The sequence below is a fragment of the Komagataeibacter rhaeticus genome (assembly GCF_011611525.1).
GTDB lineage: Bacteria > Pseudomonadota > Alphaproteobacteria > Acetobacterales > Acetobacteraceae > Komagataeibacter > Komagataeibacter rhaeticus.
Window position 1 is genome coordinate 1679389 of sequence record NZ_CP050139.1, and the last position, 23956, is coordinate 1703344.

Here is a 23956-nt window from a genome sequence, read left to right on the forward strand (position 1 = left end):
ATGCCCGTTTGCTGATGGAATGACCGTGCCGGTAACGGTGCCGGCATGGTGGGCTCCATGCCGGGCCGGCGCGGGAGCATCCGCAGTGGTGGCCCGGCCATGCCCCGTGCGTGCCGCATGGCAATGGCAGCGCCGTGCCGGACATGATAGGGTGGCGGCATGAACAAGACCGGCCTTGGCCTCGCCCTGCTTTCCGCCGTGCTGTTTGGTGTCAGCACGCCCTTTGCCAAGCTGCTGCTGGGGGGCATGCCGGCCCAGATGGCGGCGGGGCTGCTCTATCTTGGTTCCGGCCTGGGGCTGGCGGTGGTGCTGGGCGCGCGCGCGGCCCTGCGGCTGCCCACGCATGATGAAGCCCCGCTGGCGCGGCGTGACCTGCCGTGGCTGCTGGGGGTGATCGCCACCGGCGGGGTGGCGGGGCCGCTGCTGCTCATGCTGGGGCTTGCGCGCACGGATGCGGCCGGGGCCTCGCTGCTGCTGAATGTGGAAAGCATTGCCACCCTGCTGATTGCATGGGTGGTGTTCCGTGAAAATGTGGACCGCAGGCTGCTGCTGGGCGCGGTATGCATCGTGGCGGGCGCGGTCGTGCTGTCATGGCAGGGGCGGGCCACCCTTTCGCCCGGGGCGCTGTATATCGTGGCGGCATGCGTGTGCTGGGGCATTGACAATAACCTGAGCGGGCGGCTTTCGGCGGTGGACCCGGTGCGCATCGCCATGCTCAAGGGGCTGGTGGCGGGGGGCGTGAACATGGCGCTGGCGCTGGTGTTCATGCATGCGGGCCTGCCGGGGCCGGTACTGGTGGCGGGGGCCATGGCGGTGGGGTTCGCGGGGTACGGGATCAGCCTTGTGGCCTTCATGCTGGGGCTGCGCCATCTGGGGGCGGCACGCACGGGGGCGTATTTCGCGCTGGCGCCGTTTGTGGGGGCGGTGGTGTCGCTTGTGGTGTTTGGCGTGCATGACGCGGCGCGGCTGGCGGTGGCGGGGGGGCTGATGGGCATCGGCCTGTGGCTGCACCTGAGCGAGCGCCACGACCATGAACACATTCACGAGGAAATGGCCCACACCCACCGCCATGTGCATGACGGGCACCACCAGCACACCCACACCCACGACGACCCGCCGGGGGAGCCGCACACGCACTACCATGTGCATACCCGCCTGGTGCACCGCCACCCCCATTATCCCGACCTGCACCACCGCCACAGCCACGATGGCCATGACCATGGCCCGGACGGGCATGACCATGGCGGACATGACCATGGCGGACATGACCATGACGGGCATGACCACACCCATGCGGCGTAAGGGGCGTGCGGCATGCCGGTCCCATGGCCGATGCCCGCAGGCTGATGGCGGCCATGGCCGGGCCAGCCGCCACCGGGAACCGGCCTGAAAAAAGCCCGGCCGGCAGGCGTCACGCACTGCATGCCCTTGCGGCATGGTCAGGTGCCGCGGCCCGCCATTGCCGCGCACGCCGCCCGTGCGCGGGCGTGCATTGACACGCCACATCCCCCAAACGTAGCCTGACCCCGCCCACGGACAAGGATGGCGCGATGGACCCGTACGAAGGCTGGAACACGGCGGACCTGCCATACTGGCTCAGCACCCCGCAGCAGGATTTCGCGGCACTGGCGGCGGCCATCGTGCCGCATGTGGAAAGCCTTCTGGCACGTGACGGGGTATTCGCCCCCTTTGGCGCCACGGTGGCGCTGGAACCCTATATTGCCGGCATTACCCTGCTGGACCCGCCCGGCCGCGCATCAAGCGACGTGCAGCTCGAACAGGCGCGCGCGGCGCTGGGCCGCGTGCTGGCGGCAGCGCCCCACCGCGCGGCGGCAATGGTGGCCAACTGCACCGTCATCCTGCCCGGGCAAAGCGACCCCGCGCAGGCCGTGGTGATGATGTGCGCGCACCGTGACGGCACGGCGGAGCATATCGTCCACCCCTATACATTAACCGAAGGGCGCGTCACCTTCGGCCCCGCCACCACGACCGAGGGCACGCGCGACATCTTTCCCCCCATCCGCCTGCGCCCCTATATCCGTGAAAGCTGCCCCCCGCGCCCGGTGGGCTACACGGTGGGGGTATTCCTGGCCCACGGCATGGACCGCGCGGCGGTGCTGCGCCATTTCGGGCTGGAGGAAACCGGCATGCCCGATGATGACACCCGCCCCGCGCCCGCCAGCGTCGCCAGCCTGCCCGGCGGGTGGACGGCGCTGTGGTGCAACGGCGCGGGCCTGCGCCACCGGGTGGAGGCCCGTCTTGCCACCTGTCCTGCGGGCAGCACGGTCATGGCCTGCATGGTGGATGAACCCGCCTACGCCGCCGCCGCCACCTGCTGGCGTGACGGGGTGCGGATATGGGATGTATCCCATAACGGGCAGGCCGGCCCGCATGACCTGAAGGTGGACGGCACGCCCCCGCCGGAACTGGAAACCGTGCGGACGGCCATGGAAATGGAGGAAACCCAGAGTGGCTACCCGCCGGGGATGATCGATTTTTACTTCGATATACCGGTGGAACTGGTCTTTGCCCTGACCGGCCTGCGCTACTGCCAGCGCGATTACGCGCATGGGCCAGTGGTGTTTGACGCGGTGCGGGACATGGCGCGGGCGGGGCAGGCGGGGCCGGATACCGTGCCCACCGTCTGGGGGCTGTCCAAGACAACCCATTGATAAAAAACCCCGGGTGTCGCCTTTTTTCAAAAAGGCGACGTTTCCTGAAGCATTCCCGGCAGGCCCTGCCCCACGGCCCCTAATCATTCCCCAGGCGGTTCATGTAGGTATCAACCCGGTCGTATTCGATCTGGGTCCATTCCTCCGCATTGCCAAACCCCATGAAAACCCTGTTGCGCTTCGGGCCGATGGCCCGGATCAGAAGCGCTTCCAGGTCGCCAATCGTGGTATTGGTTTCTTCGGTCAGGTCTTCCTTCGTCTCACCCAGCGGCAGCAGGCCGTGTTCGGTCGGGGTTTCATCAATGGGCCGGAAGCCGAACCAGCTGAACCGGTCCCATTTCCCGGCCAGATGATCCTGTGTGTGGTCCTTCAGCCGCTTTCCCAGTCCCTGATTGCGCGTCAGCCCGACATAACCCGGGCCGTAATGGTCATACAGGATGTAGATGCCCTGCTGGTGGCGGAAATCCACAATTTTTATATGGCCCCTATTACTGCCAACCCGCCCCAGCAGGCGGAACCTGTTGTGGTTGCCATTGCCGGGGTGCCAGTCAATCTCGTCCTTTCTCCAGAAAAGACCGTAGCTTGTTACTTTCATTAATCCAGAAACCCTCAAATATCGAAATGGTGCGGCAGGACGCAGCCGTTGGGGCAGGATATTTTGCCAAAGCCGGTAAAACCAGCATCCGCGCCACAGCCCTGACATGATTGCCACCTGCACGGTTTTTACTTACAACCCTGCCATAATGGGGTAGCTTCACTTGCCGGGGCGGGCTGGAAAACCGGGAAACATCCGGCAACCGTAAGAAAGTTTCTGGTAAAGCTTTTTCCACAATGCTTCAGGTAACGCCGCCGTTCCCAAGCAGGGGCGCACCCAAAACCTGTTATTCATTTTTCCGGCATATTGCCTGGGAATACACTCTGCCATTGCCCGGTTTATTTGCTGCCTGCACGATTTTTCCATACAACCCTTCCATAATGGCATAACCACGCAACGGAGGGCGGCGATGCCCGAACCCGCTGGCCCGTCCCCCCGGCGTGGGGCCTACAGCCGCAGGCTGGCCGATGAAATCTGCGCCCGCCTGAGCAATGGCCAGAGCCTGCGCGCCATCTGCACCGACCCTGCCATGCCGCACCGCGCCACGGTGCTGCGCTGGCTGCATGCCAACCCCGAATTCCGCAGCCTGTATGCCCTGGCGCGCGAAGCGGCGGCCGATGCGCTGGCGGAAGAGATCGTGAGCATTGCCGACCGCGCCACCGGGCGTGACGACGTGCCCGCCATAAAACTGCGCATGGAAGCGCGCATGTGGGTGGCCACCCGCCTGCGCCCCACGGTCGAACGGCGCGCCGAACCCGCACCCGCCATTACCATTGCCATAACGCCCGATGACACAGACCTTTAGCCTGACCCCGGACCAGCGCCGCGCCAACCGGCTGCTGGGCAGTGCGGCCACCCATATCCTGCTGCGCGGCGGCGCGCGGTCGGGCAAGACGTTCGTGCTGGTGCGCGCCATGGTCATCCGGGCCTTGCGGGCGGGGGGCACGCGGCACGGCATTTTCCGCCACCGGCTGAACGCGCTGCGTGCCACGGTTGTGGCCGATACGTTTCCCGCCGTCATGCGCGCGTGCTTTCCCACTGTTCCGTGGGCGCTGTCGCGCACCGACTGGACGGTGGAACTGCCCAACGGGTCCAGCATCGTGTTTGGCGGGCTGGATGATGACGAACGCACCGAAAAGATACTCGGGCTGGAATTCGCCACCGTCTACCTGAACGAAGCCAGCCAGATCACCTATGGCGCGCGCAACATGCTGCTGACGCGGCTGGCACAGAAAAGCCCGCTGGCGCTGAAGGAATATGTCGACGCCAATCCCCCCACCACCAGCCACTGGCTGTACCGCGTGTTTGAGGAAGGGGTGGAACCCACATCCGGCACGCCACTGGACCGCGCGCGCCATGCCACCATGCAGCTTAACCCGGCGGGCAACCGCGCCAACCTCTCGGCGGAGTACATGGCCCAGCTTGCGGCCCTGCCCGAGCGGGAACGCAGGCGCTTCATGGAGGGCGAATACCAGCACGCGGTGGATGGCGCGCTGTGGCGGATGGAGGATTTTGCCCGCGCGGCCGCCATCACCCCCGCCACGCGCGGCGCCATTGCCGCGCACATGCGGCGGATTGTGGTGGCGGTGGACCCGTCGGGCTGTTCGGGGCCGGAAGACATGCGATCGGACGAGATCGGCATTGTGGTCTGCGGTGTGGATGCCGCCGGGGCGGGCCATGTCCTGGCTGACCTGTCACGCCGTGACAGCCCGGCGGGCTGGGCGCGCGCGGCATTGCAGGCGCAGGCGGACTGGGGGGCGGAGCGTATTGTGGCCGAGCAGAATTTTGGCGGTGCGCTGGTGGAAGCAACCCTGCGCGGCCTGAACCCCAATGCGGCACTGACCATGGTCAGCGCCAGCCGGGGCAAGGCCGCCCGCGCCGAGCCGGTGGCCGCGCTGTATGAACAGGGGCGGGTGACGCATCACGGCACATTCGCGGCGCTGGAGACGCAGCTATGCCAGTTTTCCGCCAGTGGCTACCATGGCGCGCAGTCTCCCGACCGGGCGGATGCGCTGGTCTGGGCGCTGAGTGACCTCATGCTGGCCGCCCCGCCCGCGGCCCCCGCGCGGTGGGTGCCCACGCGGTTCAACATGGGGCGGTAGGCCTGCGTGAACTGTAAAAGGTTTCTGGGTGCCACCCTTTTTCAGGAAGGCCGTCTTACTGCTGGGGTTTCAGGCCATCACGTCCGCAAAATACCCCGTTACGTCCACCCGCTGCCCCGGCACAACATGCAGCAGCGGTATGCCGACCTGTGCAAAAGCGGCGTTGACCAGCCCGTCACGGTACTGGCGCTCGGGCAGGTCATGGGTGCTGTCATCCAGTTCCACGCCCAGGAGCACATGGCCATCGCCTTCGCGGATGATGAGGAAATCCACGGATTTGGAGGCAATCTTGTAAAACGCCCTGCGGTTGGCATCCGCATCCGGGCCGCGCGGCACGATGAAATCCGCCAGCCTGACCTGCGGGCACACCAGAACGCCCGGCGGCACCTGACCCGTCAGGCTGCGCAGCACCCGGCATTCCCACGCGCTCAGCAGGGGGTGGGGCTGGTACAGCCGCACCGCCCAGCCGTAATCCGCCATGGAAACAGGCACGCTGAACCCCGCATCCACCGGCGCATCCGCCGGGGTGTTCCCCACGGGTTCCATAACGGCATCCGGCACGGGGGCAGGGGGCCTGCGGGGCAGCGTGCGCGGCTCCACCCGCATGGGGCGGCCTGCGGGGCGGGGGCTGACCGGGGCCGGGCCGCGCAGCATGCCGCGCACCCCCCAGCCCAGCACAAGCAGGCCCACGACAACTTCCACCATACCCATCAGCATGGGGGGCGCACGCATTGCATAAGGTTCTCTCCAGTTAACGGGCGGCAGACTGTCTAGACCAGTCCGTACGTTTTTTCACCTATAAAAACAGCAGGTAGAGACAGCCTGCATCCCCTTGCCCACAGCAGCGGAGCATGACAGCATGGACTGGCAGGAACTCAGCCTAACCTACCCGCGCGACCCGGACCTGCCCGTGCGCGCCCACCGCCTGGCGGCACTGGCCCGCGTGCTGGATGGCACGCAGTACGACGCCATTCCCAACCCCTTTGGCCGCGAATATAACGGGGCGGGGGAATACATCCCGCTCTCAGCCCGCAGGCCATCGGTGCGTACCAACATGTGCCGCGCGGTGGTGGATGATGCGGTCTCGCTGCTGTTCGGGGCGTCGCACTGGCCCGGCCTTGTGGCCACCGACCCGCAGCTTCCCGCCATACTGGCGCAACTGGCCGCCGAGACCGCACTCCCCGCCCTGATGATGGAGGCCGCGACCCGCGGGTCCATCGGGTCCAGCGCGGTGCTGGTTGAAGCCGTGGGCCGCCGCCTGCGCGCGCAGGTGCATGATACCCGCTACCTGACCCCGCTATGGGATGGCGCGGGGGATCTAGCCAGCGTGACCGAGTGCTACAAGGTGCGCGGTGCGATGCTGGCCGCACAGGGCTGGCCCATTGGCGCGGATGATGCCGCCAGCGTGTTCTGGTGGCAGCGCGTATGGGACCGGGCGGACTGCCACGTTTACGTGCCGCAGCGTGTGGAGGCCGGGCCGCCCGCGCGCATTGATGCCACCCGCAGCAGCCATCACGGCCTTGGCTTCGTGCCATGGGTGTGGATGGCCAATCTGGCTGCCCCCGGCGTGGTGGATGGCCCGTGCACCTTTGCGCCCGCCATCGATACGGTGATCGAGTGCGATTACCTGCTGTCCCAATCCGGGCGGGGGCTGAAATACAGCGCCGACCCCCGGCTTGTCATCCGCGCGGGGCCGGACCCGTATGCGGACGGCACGCCCGCCAGCAGTGGGGGCGCGGCCAGTGCCCTGACCCTGCCGCTGGATGGCGATGCCAAGCTGCTGGAAATAAACGGTGATGCGGCAGGCGCCATGCGTGACCATTACCGTGAACTGCGCGCCAGCGTGATGGAGCAGATTCACGGCAACCGCGCGCAGGCCGACAGCCTGGCCGCCCCCACATCGGGCCGCGCGATGGAAATGCTCTACCAGCCGCTGCTGTGGCTGACTGACCGCATGCGGCTCTGTTACGGGGAATACGGGCTGCTGGCGCTGTACCGCATGGCCTGCCGCTTTTCCCATGTCCTGGCCGGTGGGCTGTGCATTGGCGGGCAGGATTATGTGGGGCTGGATGCAATGGGCCTTGCGCTGCAATGGCCGCCCTACTTTCCCGGCACCGAGGGCGAGATCGCGCAACTGGCGCAGGGGCTGGGCCAGGCGGTGCAGGGGGGGTTCCTGTCACGCCAGAGTGCCTGCGCCCTGTTTGCCGCGCGCGCGGGCGTGCCCGGCCCGCATGGCGAATGGGCGCGCATCAATACCGGCAGCCAGACCTGATATTCATTATTACGGAGTAACGACATGACCGCCAGCGTGCCCCCGTCCCCCAACCCTGAAACCCTGCGCCGTGAGATGGACGCCCTGCGTGCCGAGCGTGACGCGGCCCTTGCCGCTCGCACCGCGCTGGAGGCCGATCTTGCCCGCGCAACCGAGCAGGCCAGCACCGCGCGCACCCGCGCCAGCCGTGCCGTCATCCGTGCCGAAGCCCGCGCCATGGCCGCCCGCATGGGGGCGGTGGAACCGGCCGATGTGGTGCGGCTGGTGGACCTGTCCACCGTCACCCTGGCCGAGGACGGCACGCCGCAGGGGCTGGACACCGTGATGGAGGCCGCGCGTGAAAGCCGCGCCTACCTGTTCACCCCGCCCCGGCCCGCATCGGGGGCGGCGACCGGCACCACCGCCGCAGGCCCCGCCCCGCGCGCGGGCGACCCCACCCCGTTCGATGCCCGTACGGCAGGTGCGCGCGATGTGAAGGCCGCCGCCAGCGCGGCGGGCCTGCGCTGGCCGGTGGCGACCTAGAACTGTTGCCGATGCGGCATGCCGGGATGGGACAATAATTAATAAATAAAAAGCTTTTGGGGGCCGTCTTTTTTTTAAAAAAGGCGGCATCCTTTGAAGCATCCTGAAAAAATCTTTACCAGCACCTTCCTTATGAAGACCCGTGGGGCCGGCAGGCCCCGCGCCCCATAGGCCACCCTTTACCCGTTCCGCGCCCGTCATGTCGCGCGGAACCGGCAAGGGGCCTGCGGGCGGCCAGACGTGCCGCATCCCTGACCCGCCACCCGGCCCCTTCATGGCGCAAGCCCGCCATGGCCACCCCTGCCGCCGCCACGCGCCGCGCCTGGCGGCTTTCTTGCGTTCTTTCAAAGGAAATGAACTTCATGGCCATTGCCAATTTCCCCGCCGCCCTGCAGCCGGTCATCCAGCAGGGGTTCCTCTCGCGCGCGTTCCAGGATGCGCTGCAGTCGCGGCTGGGCTTCCGCTCCATTGCCGACCAGATGGAATTCCCCGCCCGCATCGGCCAGACCATTACCGATACCCGCGCAGGGCTCCTGCCGCCGGCCACCACCCCGCTCAACCCCACCGCCAATACCAGCTTCGATAACGGCATGACGCCCGCACAGTGGTCGGTGGAACAGTATACGCTTACCATCAACCAGTACGGCAACACCATGGACCTCAACCAGGTGACCGAGGGCGTGGGCATTGCCAACCAGTTCCTGGCCAATGCCTCCCGCCTTGGCATCAATGCCCGGCAGACACTGGACCGGCTGGCGCGCAACGCCCTGTTTGGCGGCGCGCAGAACGGGGTGGGCGGCTATCTGGGGGGCAATACGCGGGTCACGGCCACGCTGGGGGCGGCGGGTACGGTCGTTGCGGTGGATGACATCCGCGGCTTCCAGAACATCCTGTCCAATGAGGGGCAGGTGGTTGCGGTCGGCGCCAGCAATGGCATGACGGTGACCATCGGGGCCGGGTCCTATACGCTGGTCGGTACCACGGCCGATGCGGCCAATACCTCCACCGCGCCCGATGGGGTTTCGGGCACGCTTGTGCTTTCGGGCAATGTTTCGGTCTCCGATGGCACGGCAGGCAACGCGGTCATGGCCGCCACCGCCCCGCTGGTGCTGCGCCCCAGTGGCCGCGCCACCACGGCCGCACTGGTAACGGGGGACCTGCTGACGGTGCAGACCATCCTTGCCGCGCTGGCCACGCTGCGTGACAACAACGTGCCCACGCCCGATGGCGGGGTGTATCACTGCTATCTGGACAATGCGCAGCTGCTGGGCCTGTTCCGCGATGCGGATTTCAAGCTGCTGTATCGGGGCCAGTACGGGTCCGACACCTACCAGACCGGCCAGATCTTCGACCTGCTGGGCGTGCGCTTCATCCCCACTACCGAGGCCCCGCAGCAGGCAAGCCTTGGGGCGGGCGCCATCCACCGCGCGATCATCTGCGGGCAGGGCGCGCTGATCGAGGGCGATTACGCCAATATCGGCACCCATTACGCGCCGCTGCTGGATGGCGGCGAGCTTACGGATGTGGAGGGCGTGTGCATGATCACCCGCCCGGCCCTGGACCGGCTGGCGCAGATCATCGCGCAGTCGTGGTCATGGATTGGCGGCTTTGCGCTGCCCACCGACCTTACGGCCAACACGACGGTCATTCCCACCGCCACCAACAGTTACCTCAAGCGTGGCGTGGTGATCGAAAGCCTGGGCGCGGGTGCCTGACCTCCCGGCGTAATGCCGTGGCGGGGGCGCGACCTGCCGCCCCCCGCCACGGCCCGGCAACCCATATGCAACGGGGGCAGACATGACCGATACCACCACCACGGATGCCACCACGACCGCTGCGGCAGGCACCGTCGGCACACCGGCGGCGGATGCAACGGACGGCAGCACGACGGGAACGGACGTTACCGGCACGGCAACAACTGGCACGGAACCGGCGCCCATGCTGCCCCCCACCGCCGCCACCATGGCCGATACCGCCCTGGTCGAGACCGAACTAGCGCAGGCGCGGCGCTACATGGGCTATCCCGCACTGGGCGGGCAGGACAGTGGCATGCAGTCGTGGCGGTTCTTCCGCGTCTATGGCTTCAATGAATGGCGGCTGCGCAACCTGGCCCCCGCCGAGTGCGCGCAGGCCCGCGCCTTTATTGCCCAGTGCCAGATGCTGGAGGGCGCGATCATGGCGGCAACCGCCAATCTGGATACCGACCGCGCCGCCGTGTGGACCCGCAACCGCAGCGAAGTAACCGACCGGTTCACCCTCTATACCCGCTGGCGGGTGCAGCTCTGCAACTTTCTGGGCGTGCCGCCGGGGCCGGGGCTGCGCGGAATGGGGGAGATCATCATCTGATGGACCACAAAGCCCTGTGCCATCTGGCGGCAAGGGGGTTTGCCGTTGCGGCCACCCGCCTTGGGGCACCCGCCACCCAGTACCGCCCCACCACGCCCGCCAGCCCGTGCGCGACACCCCATGCACGGGTCATGGCGGCGTTCAACAACGACCGTGCCTTCGGCTTTGCCGGTCCCGCGCTGTGGGATGTGCCCTTTGTCTTTGCCCTGCTGGACACGGCGGACGTGCAGGCAGGCGATATTGTGACGTGCGGGGCGGAGACATATTTCATCGCGCGTGCCGAGCCGTTCCGCCCGCCCTTGTGCGTGCTGTGCAATGCGGTGGTAACACTCAGCACCACCATGGCCGTGGCGGCGGATGTGGCCGCTCCGGGTGGGTATGCCACATCGGGCGACGTATCGGCCCAGACTGCCGTTGCCACCTTCTGGCCCGCCCTGATCCGCCCCGGCAGCGGGGCCGGGGTGCCGGGGCCGGTGCAGCCGGGCGGCATCCATACGGGCGGGTATGAAATGTTCCTGCCCGCCATTCCCACGCTGAGCGTGCAGCCCGCCATGTGGGTCGATGACGGGGCGGGCAGCCGCTACACCATTGGCGGCGCACGGGCCAGCCCGTGGGGTGTGCGCTGCCAGCTGGGGCGCCAGCAGGTATAGTTGAAAAGCTTTGAAGGACGCCGCCTTTTTGAAAAAAGGCGGCACCCAAAAACTTCTGTTCTTTCTGAATACTTTCCTGCCGGGAAATGACACAGGAACCTGACCAGCATGGCTGATATCGCCACAATTTCCACCGCCATTGCCACGGCGCTGGCCGCCGCCCTGTGCCCCGATGGCACCGCCAGCGGGGCTGTGACCGGCAGGCCACTCATCATCCGCCGGGGAGAACTGACACAGGCCGACCAGGGCAATGCCGCCCACACACTGCAACAGGGCTGCGACTTCATTGGCATAACCGACCTGCCCGAAAGCTGGACGCGGCTGGATGAACCACTCGGCCGCCCGTGGCGGCTGGACAGCCAGACCCCCGCCACCACCAGCATAAGCGTAAGCGGCACCACGGCCACCGTATCGGTTGCCGGCGGTGCCGTGCCTTCGGGCACGGTGGGGCTGCGGGTGGGGGGCCTGCCCGGTGTGACCGGCACCGCATGCGGCCTGCATGTGGCGGTGGCAGGCGATACGGCCGCCAGCATCGCGGCCACGCTGGCGGCCAGCCTGCCGGGGGCCACGGCCGTGGGCGCCAGCCTGACAGTACCCGCAGGCTGCATCGTGCAGGCCATCAACGCGGGCACGCAGACGGCGCGCTGCGTGGCGCGCAGGCAGAGCCAGATGTTTGTCATTACCGCATGGTCGGCCCTGCCCGAAGCACGCGATGTGCTGGGGCAGGCCATAAGTGACGCGCTGGCCCTGGCCGACTGGCTGACCGATGCACGGGGTTCCACCTTCCGTATCGAGGCCCGTGCCACCACCAACGACGACACCGCCATGAACCGGGGCCTGTTTTCCCGCCCCGCCCGCTACCTTGTCACGTTTGATACCGACCTGACCCGCGCCACGCCCGCCATGCTGGCGGGTGGCATTGGCATGGGTGCGGGCATGGTGGCGGGTGACGTGCTGCTCAGCCCGCCTTCTGGATAAAAACGCCTGGAAACAACACTTTAACGAATAAAAGTTTTTGGGTGCCACCTTTTTTCAAAAAGGCGGCGTTCGTCGGGGCTTTTTGAAAAACGCCTCATCCGGAACGTCCTGGCGCCCGCTTTCCCGGCAGTCCGTGAACACCAGCCCGACCCGTTCCGCTCAACACGCGCCAACGCGCCTTAAGGGGAAAAGACCCGCATGACCATCTACCAGTCCGGCCAGCTGAACACCAACAGCCTGAACGTGCCCGACCTGTATGTGCAGATCCTCAAACCGCAAAGCCTTGCGCTCAATGGCGTCTCCACCGGGCGGATCGGCCTGGTGGGCACCGCCACATGGGGGCCGGTGGGCACGCCGGTCATCGTGGGCGCGATGGGGGACTGCCTGTCCGCCTTCGGCCCCAAGCAGGCGCTGGCCAGCGATATCGGCACCACCGTCAACATCGCCATCATGCAGGGGGCATCCGACTTCCGCTGCGTGCGCGTGACCGACGGCACGGACGCAGCCGCCACCGGCACGCTGGATGGGGTAACGCTTACGGCCATCCACACCGGCAGCGCGGGCAATGCCATCAGTGCCACACTGGCGCAGGACGCCATCATCACCACGAATTATACCCTGGCCGTAAGCCACGCCACGCTGGGCAGCCGCAGCTATCGCGGCGCCACATGGGCCGTGCTGGCGGCGGCTGTGGCAGCGGACAGCACGGCGCTGGTGCGCGTGGGCCTGCCCACCACCGTGCCCGCGCTGGCGGCGGGCGCGGTTACGCTGGCGGGCGGGGCCGATGGCGCGGCCCCCGCAACCGCCGCCTTTGTCGGTACCGATGGCGTGACCCGCACCGGCCTGTATGCCCTGCGCGGGCAGGGCTGCGCGCTGGGCCTGCTGGCGGGCGTGAGCGACAGCACATGCTGGACCGCGCAGGCCGCCTTTGGCCTGGGGGAGGGCCTGTACATGATTGCCTGCGGCCCTGCGGGCGACGGCATTGCCAGCGCCGTTGCGGCCAAGGCCGCGGCCGGGCTGGACAGCTACGCCGTCAAGCTGATGTTCGGGGACTGGCTGTGGTGGGATGATGATACCAACGGGCTGATGCTGGTGCCGCCACAGGCGTTTGTCGCGGGGCTGCTGGGCGGGCTTTCGCCCGAACAGTCCAGCCTGAACAAGGAACTGTATGGCGTGGTGGGCAGCCAGAAGGCGGGGCTGGTCTCAGGCGGGACAAGCCAGACCTATTCCACCGCCGAGCTTTCGGCCCTGTTCGCGGCCGGGATCGACGTGATCTGCAACCCGGCACCCGGTGGCAGCTACTGGGCGGTGCGCGGCGGCATCAATACCTCCAGCGATGATGTGACCGATGATGACAGCTACACCCGCCTGACCAACTACATTGCCGAAACGCTGAACGCGGGCATGGGCGCGTTTGTGGGTGAGGTGATCGGTACCGCGCTGTTTGGTGATATCCGCGCCGTCCTGCTGGGCACGCTGTCCAACATGGCGGGCAGCGGCATCCTGGCCAGCGCATCCTGGGCGGTGGTGTGTGACACCACCAACAACCCGCAATCCGAAACCGCGCTGGGCTACGTGCGTGCCGATGTGCAGGTGCGCTACCAGGGTATCAACCGCTTCTTCGTGGTCAACCTGCAGGGCGGGGCAAGCGTGACGGTCAGCACCGCCACTACCGCCAGCTAGGCCCCGCCTTACGGGCCGCCCTGCCTGTGGCGGCCCTTTTTTCCTTCCGCGCATGGAGTGATGAATGTCCACCAAACCCTTCAATATCGGCCGTGACTGCCGCGTGGTGCTGGTCTATGACGGTAGCCGCGTCGACCTGCCCACGGTAACCGGCTTCAACGCGCAGCAGCGCACGCACCAGCTTGCCTCCAACCCGCTGAACGACATGCCGCTGTTCTATGACGTGCCGGGCGGCTGGGGCGGGCAGTTTACCTTCCAGCGCGACAGCGCGGGGGCGGATGACCTGTTTGCCGCGATTGAAAGCGGCTTCTGGTCGGCGGGCACGGTGGTGCTGGGCAGCATCTACCAGTACGTGACCGAATGCGATGGCACGCTGAGCACGTACGAGTTCATCGGCGCTTCCCTGCAACTATCGGATGCCGGGCGCTACCAGTCCGAAACGCTGGTAACCCAGACCATCACGTTTACCGCGCGTGCGCGCAGCCGCGTATCGTAAGGGGGCGCGCATGACGGAACAGACGGTAAAAACCGGCGATGGCCGCACGCTGACGTGGCGTGAGCGGGGACCGGGCGATGTGCTGGCACTGCTGGAATTCGGCCCGGCCAGTCCCACCACGGCGTGGATGGAATACGCGCTGATGGTCAGTTCGGTAGAGGCGATAGACGGCGTGCCCGTGATTCGCCCGGCCTCGCGCCTCCAGCTTGAGCAGCTTGCCAACCAGATCGGCAATGCCGGGATTACGGCGCTGTCGGACGCCATGTTTGGCGCGGGGGCTGCGGACGGGGCACAGGCGGAGGAACTTGCCGCAAAAAACTGAGCCGGCACCCCGTCGTGATCGAGGTCGCGGCCCTGGTTGCGAACGGGGTGCCGTGGAGTGTGGCCATGGACATGCCGCGCGTGCGGCGCATGGCCTTTCTGGTAGCGTTTGGGGAGCTTGCGGGCGGGCGATATGACTGGAATGCGCGACAATGGGAAGACCCCGATGGCTGAATGCCGCCAGGCCACGAAACGCCTTGTGGCGCGCCTGCGCGCGGGTGGGCGCGTGGTGATCCCGCGCCCGCGGGGGGACGTGGCACCGGGCGTTGCCGCGCTGGCGCGCCTGCTGCGCGCGCGTGGCCGTATGGGGGCCATCCCGCCCCATGCCGCCCGCCCGCCCGCCATGGTGGCCGGCATGGACGTGCCAGCGCCTGTGCCCCCCTCCGCGCCACCACCCGCAGCGGATAGCGGGGTCAGGCCCCCGCCCGTGCGGAGCGGGCAGGGGGGCGGCACGCCCGGCCGGCCTGTTGCCCCGGCGGCCCGGATGCCCGCCATGCGGCCCGGAAGCGGGATCATGGGCGGGAAGGGCCCGCGCGGGCCTGCAGCCAATGGCCCGGGCGGCATGCCACGGCCCACGGGGCGGCTGGCCAATGTGCCCGCCAGCCCTGCTGCCGCCATATCCCGGCTGGCCCCTGCCATCAGGGGGCCTGTCCGCATGGCGGCGTATCCATCACCGCCCGCATGGCCCGCACTGCGCCGGGACGGGGCAGGCAGCCCCGGCCGGGCGCGCAACGATGCAATGCCACCGCTCCCGCCAGTGCCTGCTGCCGCTGCCCCGCCGGTTGGCCTGCCGGCAGGGGGGCGGATGCCGCGCCGCGTCGCCTTTCCCGTACCCGGCGCGCAGGGGGCGGGCGGGCGCATGGCCCTGCCGCCCCGTCATGTAACGGGTACGGACATGGGCAGGCAGGGGAAAGACGATGGTGCGGCGCGCATCCCGCCATTACCCGCCATGACAGGCCGGTTGGCCATGCCACGGCGCAGCGCGGCCAGCCTGCCCGGCATGGCGCTGTCTGACAGGGCGTCACCTGGCATGGCGCCACCTGACATGGCGTCGGGGTCTGTACAGGTGCGGCACCTGCCGCCGTACCGGGCGGTCCCTGCCGCTACCCGGCCGCCCGCAGCCCTCCCGGCGGCGCATGCCATGCCGCGCGCGCGCGACACGCTCCGGGCGTTCAGGCCGCAGCGCGCGACCGCGCGTGGCATGGCGGGCAGGCCGCCCTTCATCAGCCCGCAGCCACCCGGCGGCGGCCATGCCGCCCCTGCGGCTCCACAGGCAGGCGGGGCAGGCAATGGTCCCGTCGTGCAGGTGACGATCCCGCTTACGCTGGACCGGCATGTGCTGGGTCAGGCCATGGCCCGGATCGACACCAGCCGCGCGCTGCATGAACACCGCGCCACCGGCACGGCGCCCGACACCCTGCGCCACGCGCAGCTGCCCGGCCGCTCCATCGGGGCATGAACGCGCCGGGTCCCGCCCGCACCGCAGGCAGGTCAGCCTGTAGCCGCCGGGCACATCACCTGCCAGGGGGCGCGCCAGACCGTGCATGGGCGCGTGGAGCATGTGCCGCGCGCACGGGTGTCATCACGCCAGTCCCATCGCCTGTGTCGGCCGGAACGCCAGATGGCGCATCGGGCACGGACCGGCCGCAGGGGGCGGCTTTTCTCAACCATGGCGGAAACAACACATGTCCCTTGCACTCATGAATGCCCAGACCGCCATCGGGTCGGTCGGGCGGCTGTGGGCGTCCGCCCCCGTGATCATTGGCGGGCTGACCCTGACCGGCATGGAAGTGCCCCGGCTCATCCGCGATGGGGGCGGCCAGCAGGTGGCGGTTCATCGCCTGCCCGGTGGCAACCGCATTCTCGACGCGGTGGGCAACGACCCCGACCGGCTGGAGCTGGAGGGCACCTTTGTCGGCCCCACGGCCCTTGCGCGCGCGCAGGCGCTCAAGCAGATGCGGGTGGCGGGCACGCCCGTGGCCTTCAGCGGGGCCGGGCTGTCGCTGGTGGTGCGGATTGTCCAGTATTCCTATGATTACCAGCACAAGGGCGTGGTCATTCCCTACCGGCTGGTTCTGGAACAGCCCGCGCAGGTGGCGGCCAGCCAGTCGGGCACCACATCCGCCCTGTCCGCGCTGATCGGGGCGGACGGGGCTTCCGCCCTGTCGGGCATCACGGACGCGCTTGGCGATGTTTCCACCATCGCGGGCAATGTCGCGGGCCAGCTTTCCACCGTGGTGGGACAGGTCACGCCCGTTGCCGACATGGTGGGGGCGGGCGGGGTATTCGCCACCGTGCAGGACAGTCTGGGCACCGTTGGCGGCCTGTCCGGCGCCGGGGTCAACCTGGCGTCCACGCCGCAGGGGGCGACCAGCCTGCTTTCGGGGCTGGAGGCATCGGGGGCGGGGCTGACATCGGCCATCAGTGCGACCGGGGCCAATCTGGAGGGCACGGGCCTGACCGGTGCGGCGGGACTGTCCACCCTGACGCAGAATGCGGAACTGCACGGCGCATCGGTCATGTCCGGCGCACTGGTCAACCGGGCCTATGCCAACACGCTTACGGCCACCGGGGCGACCCAGGACGGCCCGCTGGTCACGGCCTGACAGGAAGGGAGGAAACATGGCAACCACAATCAGGGTCACGGCGGCGGACGGGTCGCTCTATCATGTCGCGGCGCGCTGGCTGGGCGATGCCACCCAGTGGTGGCGCATTGCCCGGCTTAACGGTCTGGACGATCCCGACCTGTCGGGTCTTGCGGCACCCGTGCCGCTGGTGCTGCCGCCAGCCGATGCGACACTGGGCAGCGGCGTGCCGGGGGTGGCGGCATGAGCACGGACATGACCCGCGCCGCCACGCAGGCCGCCACATGGCGCGCGCCGCGTGCGCGGCTGCTGGTGAATGGCACGGAGCGGACGGAAACGGGGCTGGAAGCCTTCACGCTGACCCGCACCCGCTACAGCCGCGCCGACACGCTGGAAATGACGCTGGCGGTGGATCGCGCGCAGGCGGCGTCCGGCCTGTGGTTTGACGTGCCCGCACCGGCGGCCGGCTCCGTGCTGCCCGATACCGACATCCAGCTCCAGATGCGGGATGCGGCACGGGATGGCAGCCAGTGGACCACGCTGTTCCAGGGCATTGTGGACCATGTGGAATGGAGCCCGGCGGAAACATCCGTCCACATCCAGTGCCGCGACTATCTGGCACGGCTGCTGGACATGCGCGTGCTGGACGGATGGATGAACATGACCGGCGCGGACCTGGCGCGCGCCGTGATCACGGCGGCGGGGCTGACCCCCGATGTCACGATGGACACCGCCATGGTGGGCCAGTTCTGGCAGGTGGAGCACAAGCGCACGGCGGCTACCAGCCACGGGCGGTTCCAGACGGCGTTCGACCTGGTCAGCGCCCTTGCCATCCAGGCGGGATGCGACCTGTATGCCAGTGGCACCACCATCATCTGCGCGCCACCCCCCACCGCCAGTGCCGCCAACACGCATGTGCTGGACTATGCCGATACCGGGCCGCTTTCCCCCATCAGCATGGGGGCCAGCGGCCTGCGCCTGACCCGCGATTACCAGATTGACCGGGGCGTGGTGGTGCATGTGATGAGCTGGGACAGCCGCCAGCGCACGAAGGTGGCGTATTACTGGTCCGCTGCGGGCGGGTCGGCCACGGCCCCCGCCACATCCGGGGGCAGCGTGCACAGCTTCAGCCTGCCCGGCGCGCGGCTTGACGGGCTTGAGCAGTATGCAAGGCAGAAATACAGCCAGATCGTGGCGCATGCCCGCACCATAACCGGCACCATGCCCGGTTGCGCGACATTGGCCCCGCGCCAGTTCATGCAGGTCAGCGGCACCGGCACGACATGGGACGGCACGCTGGATGTGGACAGCGTGACCAGCAGTTTTTCATGGCAGGGCGGCTTTTCCCAGCAGGTCACGCTGCGCCGCCGCGACACCAGCACACAGGAGGACAGCAATGGCTGACACCCGCATGCTTGCCGCCAACATGGCCAACGCGCAGGCCCAGCCCGGCTTCGGGCTGGTCAGCGCGGTGGACCCGGTCAACCATGCCGTAAAGGTCACGGCCCAGCCCGCCGGGGTGGAAAGCGGCTGGCTGCCCCATGCCGCCATGCAGGTTGGCAGCCTGCGCATTGCCTGCCCGCCCGATATTGGCGCGCATGTGCTGCTGGTGCGGCTGGAAGGCGATGGGGAACACGCGGTGTGCGCCTGCCCGGTATATGACACCGTGGTCATGCCGCCCCTCTCTCCCGCTACCGGCAGGCCGGCCCAGCCGGGGGAGATGCTGGTCATGGCCGGCTGCGGCGCGCCCCCCGCGAATGCTGGCGCGGCGGCGGGCCAGCCGGCCGGAAGCGCGCCGTGGTGGCACATCACCAGGGACACGATCTACAGCGGGGCCGGAAACACCACCGAGACCCTGACCAGTGGTTCCCGCGCGTGGAAGGTCGGCGGTGTATCCATGACGCTGGACGCGAACGGACTGGCCGTGACTGGCGGCGCGATCACGACTGACAGGGACATGACGGCACAGGGCAGCGTAACCGGCGGGACGGACGTTCTGGCCGCCGGCATTTCCGGCAGGGGCCACACCCATGGCGGCGTGCAGCCCGGCGGCGGCACGACGGGAGAACCACAATGAACCGCCCGATGCCAACCCCGCCGCGCCAGCCACGGCCCGCGCCCCGTCAGGCCATGCGCGCCCGGCCCGACAGCACGCGGCATGAGGTGAAAAGTGGCGCGGCCATCGGCCTGATGGTCCTGGCGGTCCGTCCGGGCGGGCAGTATCGCGGCACCAGCGCGGGCGCCGTGGGCGCGCTGGAAATGCCGGGCCTGCTGGCGCGCCACGAACGCGCGGGGGTACGGCCATGAGCGCGCTGTCCCACACCATGGGCGGTGACCTTGACCTATCGGCCACCGGCGGCGTGGCGGTGGTCACGGGGGCGGACCAGACGCGGCAGGCACTGCTGCGCCGGCTGTGCACCGGCACGGGGGCCTATATATGGCAGCCCGGTTATGGCGCCGGGCTGCCCGCGCGCGTGGGCGGCGTGATGGATGAGGGCGCCATCCGCGCCCTTGTGCTGGAACAGATGCAGGCCGATGCCGGGGTGGACCAGACCCGGGCCATAACGGTCAGCGTGACCAGCCCGAAAACCGGCGCCTGCCTGCTGGCCATATCCTATACCGATGCCCGGAGTGGCGCGGTACAGGAACTGGCGCTGACAGCCTGAACCACCCTATGCGGGGCGGTTGCGGGCCTTCCATGCTAGCCATTCCGCCCGCGTCATTTCCCATTTCTGCGCCGGTATGTCCCGCCCGCACAGGAAATCCCGCCGGTGCGTGCCGGTCAGGCGCATGCCCATCCTGCGGGAAATGGCGACGGAGCCCGCGTTGTCCACCGCCTTTTCCGTGCGGATGACCGGGCGGCCCAGTGTCAGGAACCAGTAATCGTTCACCGCTTCCACCGCCTCGGTCATCAGTCCCTGGCGCTGCCATTGCGGGGCCAGCCAGAAGCCACGGTTTTCACGCGGGGCGGCAGCCGATGGATCATCCATCAGTGAAATCACGCCCATCAGCGCGTCCGGCCCGCTGCGGGGGCGGATGGACCAGTGCCACGCCACCCCCCGCGCCATGGCGGGCAGGGCCACGTCGCGTATGAATTTTTCGGCGTCATCCGGGCCATAGGGCCACGGGACGCGCGGGGCCAGGAAGCGCACGATCTCCCATTGCGGAAACAGTACCTGAATGGCCGGGGCATCGGCCAGCGTCAGCGGTTCCAGCCGCAGGCGGGGCGTGAACAGGGCGGGAAAGGGCGTGGCAGGCATAAGGCGGGGTCCGGTCGGGCGTGGCGACAATTGGCCCGATCCTCGGGCGCATTGGCGCAAAATACAAGAGATGTTCCACAAACATGATGGAGAGTCCGGGTGGCCATCACCTTCCAATCCTTCAAGACCACGCTGGGCAACATGGTCGCGAGCGCACAGGGCGCGTGCCCGTCGCTGCTTGACCTCAATGTCGGCTCCCCCGGCCGCGCCATGCTCGAAGCGGTGGCGGGGCTGGGGCTGTGGTTCCAGTTCATCGCGCTCCAGATCCTCTCGCGCACGCGGCTTGCCACCTCCATCGGTTCGGATGTGGACAGTTTCGTGCAGGATTTCGGCCTGACGCGGGAGGCGGGGACGGCGGCCACCGGCACCGTTGCCTTTACATCCTTCACCCCCGCCAGCCAGTCGGCCACCATTGCCGTGGGCACCACGGTCAAGACCGCATCGAACCTGGTCTATGACGTGGTGGAGGACAGCACGAACGCGGTGTGGTCGGCGGCCGATGGCGCGTATGTGCGCCCGGCGGGCACGGCATCCATCACGCTTCCTGTCCAGTGCGGGACCACGGGCAGCACGGGCAACGTGGCGGCGGGCGCCATCTGCCTGCTGGGCACGGCGGTTGCGGGCATCGATACGGTCACCAACACCGCAGCCCTGACCAATGGCAGCGATGGCGAGACGGATGCCGCCCTGCGCACGCGGTTCGTGGCCTATATCAACAGCCGGTCAAAGGCCACGATTGCCGCCATTGAAAACGCGGTGACCGATGTTTCCGCCGACCTGGTCTATCAGGTGGTGGAGAACGTGGACACGTCCGGCGCAACGCTTCCCGGCAATGTGGTGGTGTTTGTCGATGACGGGTCGGGCGATGTGTCCGACAGTGTGATTGATGAAGTCTATACAGCGGTGGACGCCGTGCGCCCGGCGGCCGTGTCCATTCAGGTCGTGCGGCCCACGGTGGTGCGCCCAGCCGTTACCATGACGGTCACGGTGGGGAGCACCGGCACACTCGCCACTGTGGAAACCACGATCAGTACCAATATAGCGACCTACCTTAATGGCCTCGCCATCGGGGATGCGGCCAGCTATTCGCGTCTGATCCAGATCGCCTACGCAGCCGATGCATCCGTCACCAACGTGACCGGCGTGACACTGGCCGGTGGAACGGTTGACCTGCCCGCAATCACCGGCACGGCCTACCGTGCGGGGACGGTGAGCTTTGGCTGACGTCACACAGAACGGCTTTGCCCTGCGCATCCGCAGGCTGCTGCCGACCGGGTGGTTTCCATCTCCACCAGCGACAGGAGAAGCGGAACAGGCCCCGGTGCTGAATGCCCTGTTGCAGGGTTATGGCCGCGTGTTCGCATGGATATGGGCCATGCTGGCGGGAACGGCGGACCAGACCCGGCTGGCCAGCATGGGTGGCGCGTTCCTGGACATGTTCGCCGCCGATTTCTTCGGAACCCTGCTGACGCGCAACACCGGCGAAAGCGATGACGCCTTCCGCACCCGCATTGAGGAAGCCCTGTTTCCCTCGCTCGGCACCCGGCCCGACGTGGTCAACACCATTGCCGATGAAGTGGGCAGTGCAGGGCGCGTGATCGAACCGCGCAATGCCACCGACTGCAAGGGACTGGGCAGCCTTGCGGCACCGGCCATTGGCGGTGGCTACGGCTATGGCGTGGCCGCCCTGCGCTACGGCTCACGCGCGGCACCCTTCCAGCTTTTTGCACAGTTGCCCACTGGCGACACCAGCCCGCCCGCAACACAGACACTGGACCGCATCGCCAATGTGCTGCCCGCAGGCACCATTGCGTGGGTGCAGGACGTGGAGAACCTCGACTGATGGACAGACAGATCGTCTACCCGGCACAGATCCCGCTGGATAGTGACCAGCTCAATGCCCAGCGCAATGCCTATGTGGGGCTGGGCCAGCTTGCGGCCATGGCCTATGGCTGGACCACGGTTTCCGCCAGCGGCTTCGCCTGCGCGCCGGGTGCGGGGCTTGCCGTGGTCCTTGCCCCCGGTTCGCTGCTGGCCCCCGGCGTGGTGGATGGCACCGCCTATGGCACGCTGGCCGCCGTAGCCAGTGCGCTTGTGCGCCAGTATGGCAGCCGCGACCCCGTAACCCTTGCGGTGCCGGGGGCGGGGGCCACCTATACGGTTTATGTCACGCCCGCCACGGTGGACGGGGCGGACACCGTGCTGCCGTTCTACAACGCCGCCGACCCGTCCGTGACCTATGCAGGTGCCGATAACAGCGGCAACACCGCGCCCACGGTGCGGCAGGATGTGGCGCAACCTGGCATTGGCACATCGGTGCCCACGGGTGCGTATGCGCTATGGACCATAACCGTGCCCGCCGGGGCCGCCGTCATCATGGCGGACATGATCACGCAGGCCGAGGGCGCCCCGTTTTATGACACCATCCCGCAATTGCAGGCGGGCAAGCAGGACAGCCTTGGCTTCACGCCGGTCCAGCAGGGCGGCGGTGCGGATCAGGGAAGCAACAGGGTCTGTCTTGGGTGGGAGATTATAAACGACGCATCCACAGGCCGCCTGCGCTACCAGATTGACGCGACCGATATCGGGGCGCTTGCCAACCATGCGGATGTCACGGCCGAACAGACCGCACGCGCCAGCGCGGACGCGGCCCTTTCCACCCGGATCAACGGCTGCGTCCTCCAGCAGTCCGACAGTGCGACAAACCCGGTCACGCTACTGGGGGTGAATACATCGGACTATCGGGTCCGCGCCTATGACCCGGTGGAGGCGGTGTGGAAGGTACTGGCCAACTATTCCGATGTTGAGGCCGTGCAGGCCACGATCGGCGAGCTGACCACCGCATGGGGTTATGTCCTTGCCTCCGACAATATTGCCGTTCCCGCATGGGCAACCAGCGTGGAAATCGAAGCCGTGGGGGCCGGAGGGGGTGGTGGTGGCTGCCAGGGTTCCAGCACGGCGGAAACCGTATCCGGCGGAGGCGGGGCATCTGGCGGCTACATGAAGGCGATCTATCCGGTGGCGGGTGGCGACACGCTGGGCATCACCATCGGTGCCGGAGGCGGCGGGGGAGAAGGGGCGTTACCAGGCAATGAAGGCGGCACGACTGTTGTCTCATTAAACGGAGCCGAGCTTTTCTACATTCCGGGTGGGGGCGGTAGCGGCAAGCCGACGACCGCGAATACCGCCGGTGGCGGCGGCAGCATGCCTGTTGTCGTAACCCCCGCCACAGCCGCCTATTATACCTGCGGGAACAGCGGGTCTGACGGGCAGGCCGGGAATTGGGTATTTGCCGGTAACGGTGCGCCTTCCGTTTACGGCGGGGCGGGGCGTGCCGGCAACAATGGCGGCCAGCCTGCGACCTCCCCCGGTGCCGGAGGGGGTGGGGCTTATGACAGCGGCATGACCGGCAGCGCCCATGATGGCGGCGCGGGCGGCGTTGCCTGCGTGACTTTCCGTTTCATTCCATAGGAT

Annotated in this window: 27 protein-coding genes; 24 read left to right on the top strand and 3 right to left on the bottom strand. The window is 67.9% G+C overall.

The features are described 5' to 3' along the window. Window positions 1–159 precede the first annotated feature (159 nt). Together GWK63_RS07500 and GWK63_RS07505 are read left to right on the top strand one after the other, a co-directional pair. The gene (locus GWK63_RS07500; protein WP_112209999.1) at window positions 160–1302 is read left to right on the top strand and encodes a DMT family transporter; all 1143 of its coding nucleotides are present in this window, start codon (window positions 160–162) and stop codon (window positions 1300–1302) included. A 248-nt stretch (window positions 1303–1550) separates the two neighbouring features. Continuing rightward, window positions 1551–2672, top strand: coding sequence for a hypothetical protein (locus GWK63_RS07505; protein ID WP_007398457.1), 1122 nt, complete (start codon window positions 1551–1553; stop codon window positions 2670–2672). A 79-nt stretch (window positions 2673–2751) separates the two neighbouring features. Here the strand turns inward: GWK63_RS07505 and GWK63_RS07510 are convergent, their stop codons facing one another. Further along, window positions 2752–3267, bottom strand: a complete 516-nt coding sequence (locus GWK63_RS07510) for a GIY-YIG nuclease family protein (RefSeq protein WP_039998901.1) — start codon at window positions 3265–3267, stop codon at window positions 2752–2754. Window positions 3268–3676: 409 nt separating this feature from the next. Here GWK63_RS07510 and GWK63_RS07515 point away from each other — a divergent pair, with 409 nt between their 5' ends. Beyond that, a complete protein-coding gene (locus GWK63_RS07515) occupies window positions 3677–4072 on the top strand; it encodes a terminase small subunit-like protein (RefSeq protein WP_007398462.1) in 396 nt (131 codons plus the stop codon). Further along, window positions 4056–5369 carry a phage terminase large subunit gene (locus GWK63_RS07520; RefSeq protein ID WP_007398463.1) on the top strand — a complete coding sequence of 438 codons (1314 nt, stop codon included), beginning with the start codon at window positions 4056–4058 and terminating at the stop codon, window positions 5367–5369. Before GWK63_RS07515 ends, GWK63_RS07520 begins: the two co-directional genes overlap by 17 nt. 69 nt (window positions 5370–5438) lie before the next feature. On the opposite strand, the gene GWK63_RS07525 is transcribed toward GWK63_RS07520, so the two are convergent. Further along, the gene (locus GWK63_RS07525; protein WP_099963230.1) at window positions 5439–6101 is read right to left on the bottom strand and encodes a DUF2726 domain-containing protein; all 663 of its coding nucleotides are present in this window, start codon (window positions 6099–6101) and stop codon (window positions 5439–5441) included. 127 nt (window positions 6102–6228) lie between these two features. On the opposite strand from GWK63_RS07525, the gene GWK63_RS07530 reads away from it, so the two are divergent. The 17 genes from GWK63_RS07530 (at window position 6229) to GWK63_RS07610 (ending at window position 19888) form a co-directional block, all read left to right on the top strand. Further along, window positions 6229–7641, top strand: a complete 1413-nt coding sequence (locus tag GWK63_RS07530; RefSeq protein ID WP_039998903.1) for a portal protein — start codon at window positions 6229–6231, stop codon at window positions 7639–7641. A gap of 24 nt (window positions 7642–7665) precedes the next feature. Next, window positions 7666–8163 (top strand): phage scaffolding protein, encoded by a 498-nt coding sequence (locus GWK63_RS07535; protein WP_034931405.1) that lies wholly within the window; start codon window positions 7666–7668, stop codon window positions 8161–8163. Between the two features lie 362 nt (window positions 8164–8525). Further along, on the top strand, window positions 8526–9878 hold the full coding sequence (locus GWK63_RS07540) for a hypothetical protein (protein ID WP_039998915.1): 1353 nt from the start codon (window positions 8526–8528) through the stop codon (window positions 9876–9878). A gap of 82 nt (window positions 9879–9960) precedes the next feature. Continuing rightward, entirely contained in the window at window positions 9961–10509 is a 549-nt protein-coding gene (locus GWK63_RS07545; protein ID WP_007398468.1) for a hypothetical protein, read from the top strand. Beyond that, window positions 10509–11159: a hypothetical protein gene (locus GWK63_RS07550; protein WP_007398469.1), complete on the top strand. Its 651-nt coding sequence runs from the start codon at window positions 10509–10511 to the stop codon at window positions 11157–11159. The genes GWK63_RS07545 and GWK63_RS07550 overlap by 1 nt, the downstream gene beginning before the upstream one ends. Window positions 11160–11267: 108 nt before the next feature. Continuing rightward, entirely contained in the window at window positions 11268–12137 is an 870-nt protein-coding gene (locus GWK63_RS07555; RefSeq protein WP_007398470.1) for a recombinase family protein, read from the top strand. 198 nt (window positions 12138–12335) lie between these two features. After that, on the top strand, window positions 12336–13820 hold the full coding sequence (locus GWK63_RS07560; protein ID WP_099963229.1) for a phage tail protein: 1485 nt from the start codon (window positions 12336–12338) through the stop codon (window positions 13818–13820). 64 nt (window positions 13821–13884) lie between these two features. Then, complete coding sequence (locus GWK63_RS07565) at window positions 13885–14316, top strand: hypothetical protein (RefSeq protein WP_034927992.1); 432 nt, start codon at window positions 13885–13887, stop codon at window positions 14314–14316. A gap of 10 nt (window positions 14317–14326) precedes the next feature. Continuing rightward, on the top strand, window positions 14327–14638 hold the full coding sequence (locus tag GWK63_RS07570; RefSeq protein WP_099963228.1) for a hypothetical protein: 312 nt from the start codon (window positions 14327–14329) through the stop codon (window positions 14636–14638). Window positions 14639–14652: 14 nt separating this feature from the next. Further along, window positions 14653–14811, top strand: coding sequence for a hypothetical protein (locus GWK63_RS07575; protein ID WP_156953843.1), 159 nt, complete (start codon window positions 14653–14655; stop codon window positions 14809–14811). Beyond that, entirely contained in the window at window positions 14804–16096 is a 1293-nt protein-coding gene (locus tag GWK63_RS07580) for a hypothetical protein (protein ID WP_099963227.1), read from the top strand. Before GWK63_RS07575 ends, GWK63_RS07580 begins: the two co-directional genes overlap by 8 nt. Before the next feature lie 226 nt (window positions 16097–16322). Next, window positions 16323–17243: a hypothetical protein gene (locus GWK63_RS07585; protein ID WP_007398473.1), complete on the top strand. Its 921-nt coding sequence runs from the start codon at window positions 16323–16325 to the stop codon at window positions 17241–17243. A gap of 16 nt (window positions 17244–17259) precedes the next feature. Beyond that, the gene (locus GWK63_RS07590) at window positions 17260–17469 is read left to right on the top strand and encodes a hypothetical protein (RefSeq protein WP_007398474.1); all 210 of its coding nucleotides are present in this window, start codon (window positions 17260–17262) and stop codon (window positions 17467–17469) included. After that, window positions 17466–18626, top strand: a complete 1161-nt coding sequence (locus GWK63_RS07595; protein WP_039998919.1) for a phage late control D family protein — start codon at window positions 17466–17468, stop codon at window positions 18624–18626. The genes GWK63_RS07590 and GWK63_RS07595 overlap by 4 nt, the downstream gene beginning before the upstream one ends. Next, the gene (locus GWK63_RS07600) at window positions 18619–19299 is read left to right on the top strand and encodes a phage baseplate assembly protein V (protein WP_034928008.1); all 681 of its coding nucleotides are present in this window, start codon (window positions 18619–18621) and stop codon (window positions 19297–19299) included. Before GWK63_RS07595 ends, GWK63_RS07600 begins: the two co-directional genes overlap by 8 nt. Beyond that, a complete protein-coding gene (locus tag GWK63_RS07605) occupies window positions 19296–19529 on the top strand; it encodes a hypothetical protein (RefSeq protein WP_139064286.1) in 234 nt (77 codons plus the stop codon). Before GWK63_RS07600 ends, GWK63_RS07605 begins: the two co-directional genes overlap by 4 nt. Continuing rightward, on the top strand, window positions 19526–19888 hold the full coding sequence (locus GWK63_RS07610) for a hypothetical protein (RefSeq protein ID WP_007398478.1): 363 nt from the start codon (window positions 19526–19528) through the stop codon (window positions 19886–19888). Before GWK63_RS07605 ends, GWK63_RS07610 begins: the two co-directional genes overlap by 4 nt. Before the next feature lie 6 nt (window positions 19889–19894). Here the strand turns inward: GWK63_RS07610 and GWK63_RS07615 are convergent, their stop codons facing one another. Continuing rightward, window positions 19895–20482, bottom strand: coding sequence for a GNAT family N-acetyltransferase (locus tag GWK63_RS07615; protein WP_007398479.1), 588 nt, complete (start codon window positions 20480–20482; stop codon window positions 19895–19897). A 99-nt stretch (window positions 20483–20581) separates the two neighbouring features. Here GWK63_RS07615 and GWK63_RS07620 point away from each other — a divergent pair, with 99 nt between their 5' ends. Genes GWK63_RS07620 through GWK63_RS17225 form a run of 3 tightly spaced genes read left to right on the top strand, consistent with a single transcriptional unit; the run spans window position 20582 to window position 23953 of the window. Then, a complete protein-coding gene (locus GWK63_RS07620) occupies window positions 20582–21706 on the top strand; it encodes a baseplate J/gp47 family protein (protein ID WP_007398480.1) in 1125 nt (374 codons plus the stop codon). Further along, entirely contained in the window at window positions 21699–22325 is a 627-nt protein-coding gene (locus GWK63_RS07625) for a hypothetical protein (RefSeq protein ID WP_039998921.1), read from the top strand. Before GWK63_RS07620 ends, GWK63_RS07625 begins: the two co-directional genes overlap by 8 nt. Further along, window positions 22325–23953: a glycine-rich domain-containing protein gene (locus GWK63_RS17225; protein ID WP_007398482.1), complete on the top strand. Its 1629-nt coding sequence runs from the start codon at window positions 22325–22327 to the stop codon at window positions 23951–23953. Before GWK63_RS07625 ends, GWK63_RS17225 begins: the two co-directional genes overlap by 1 nt. Window positions 23954–23956: the final 3 nt, after the last annotated feature.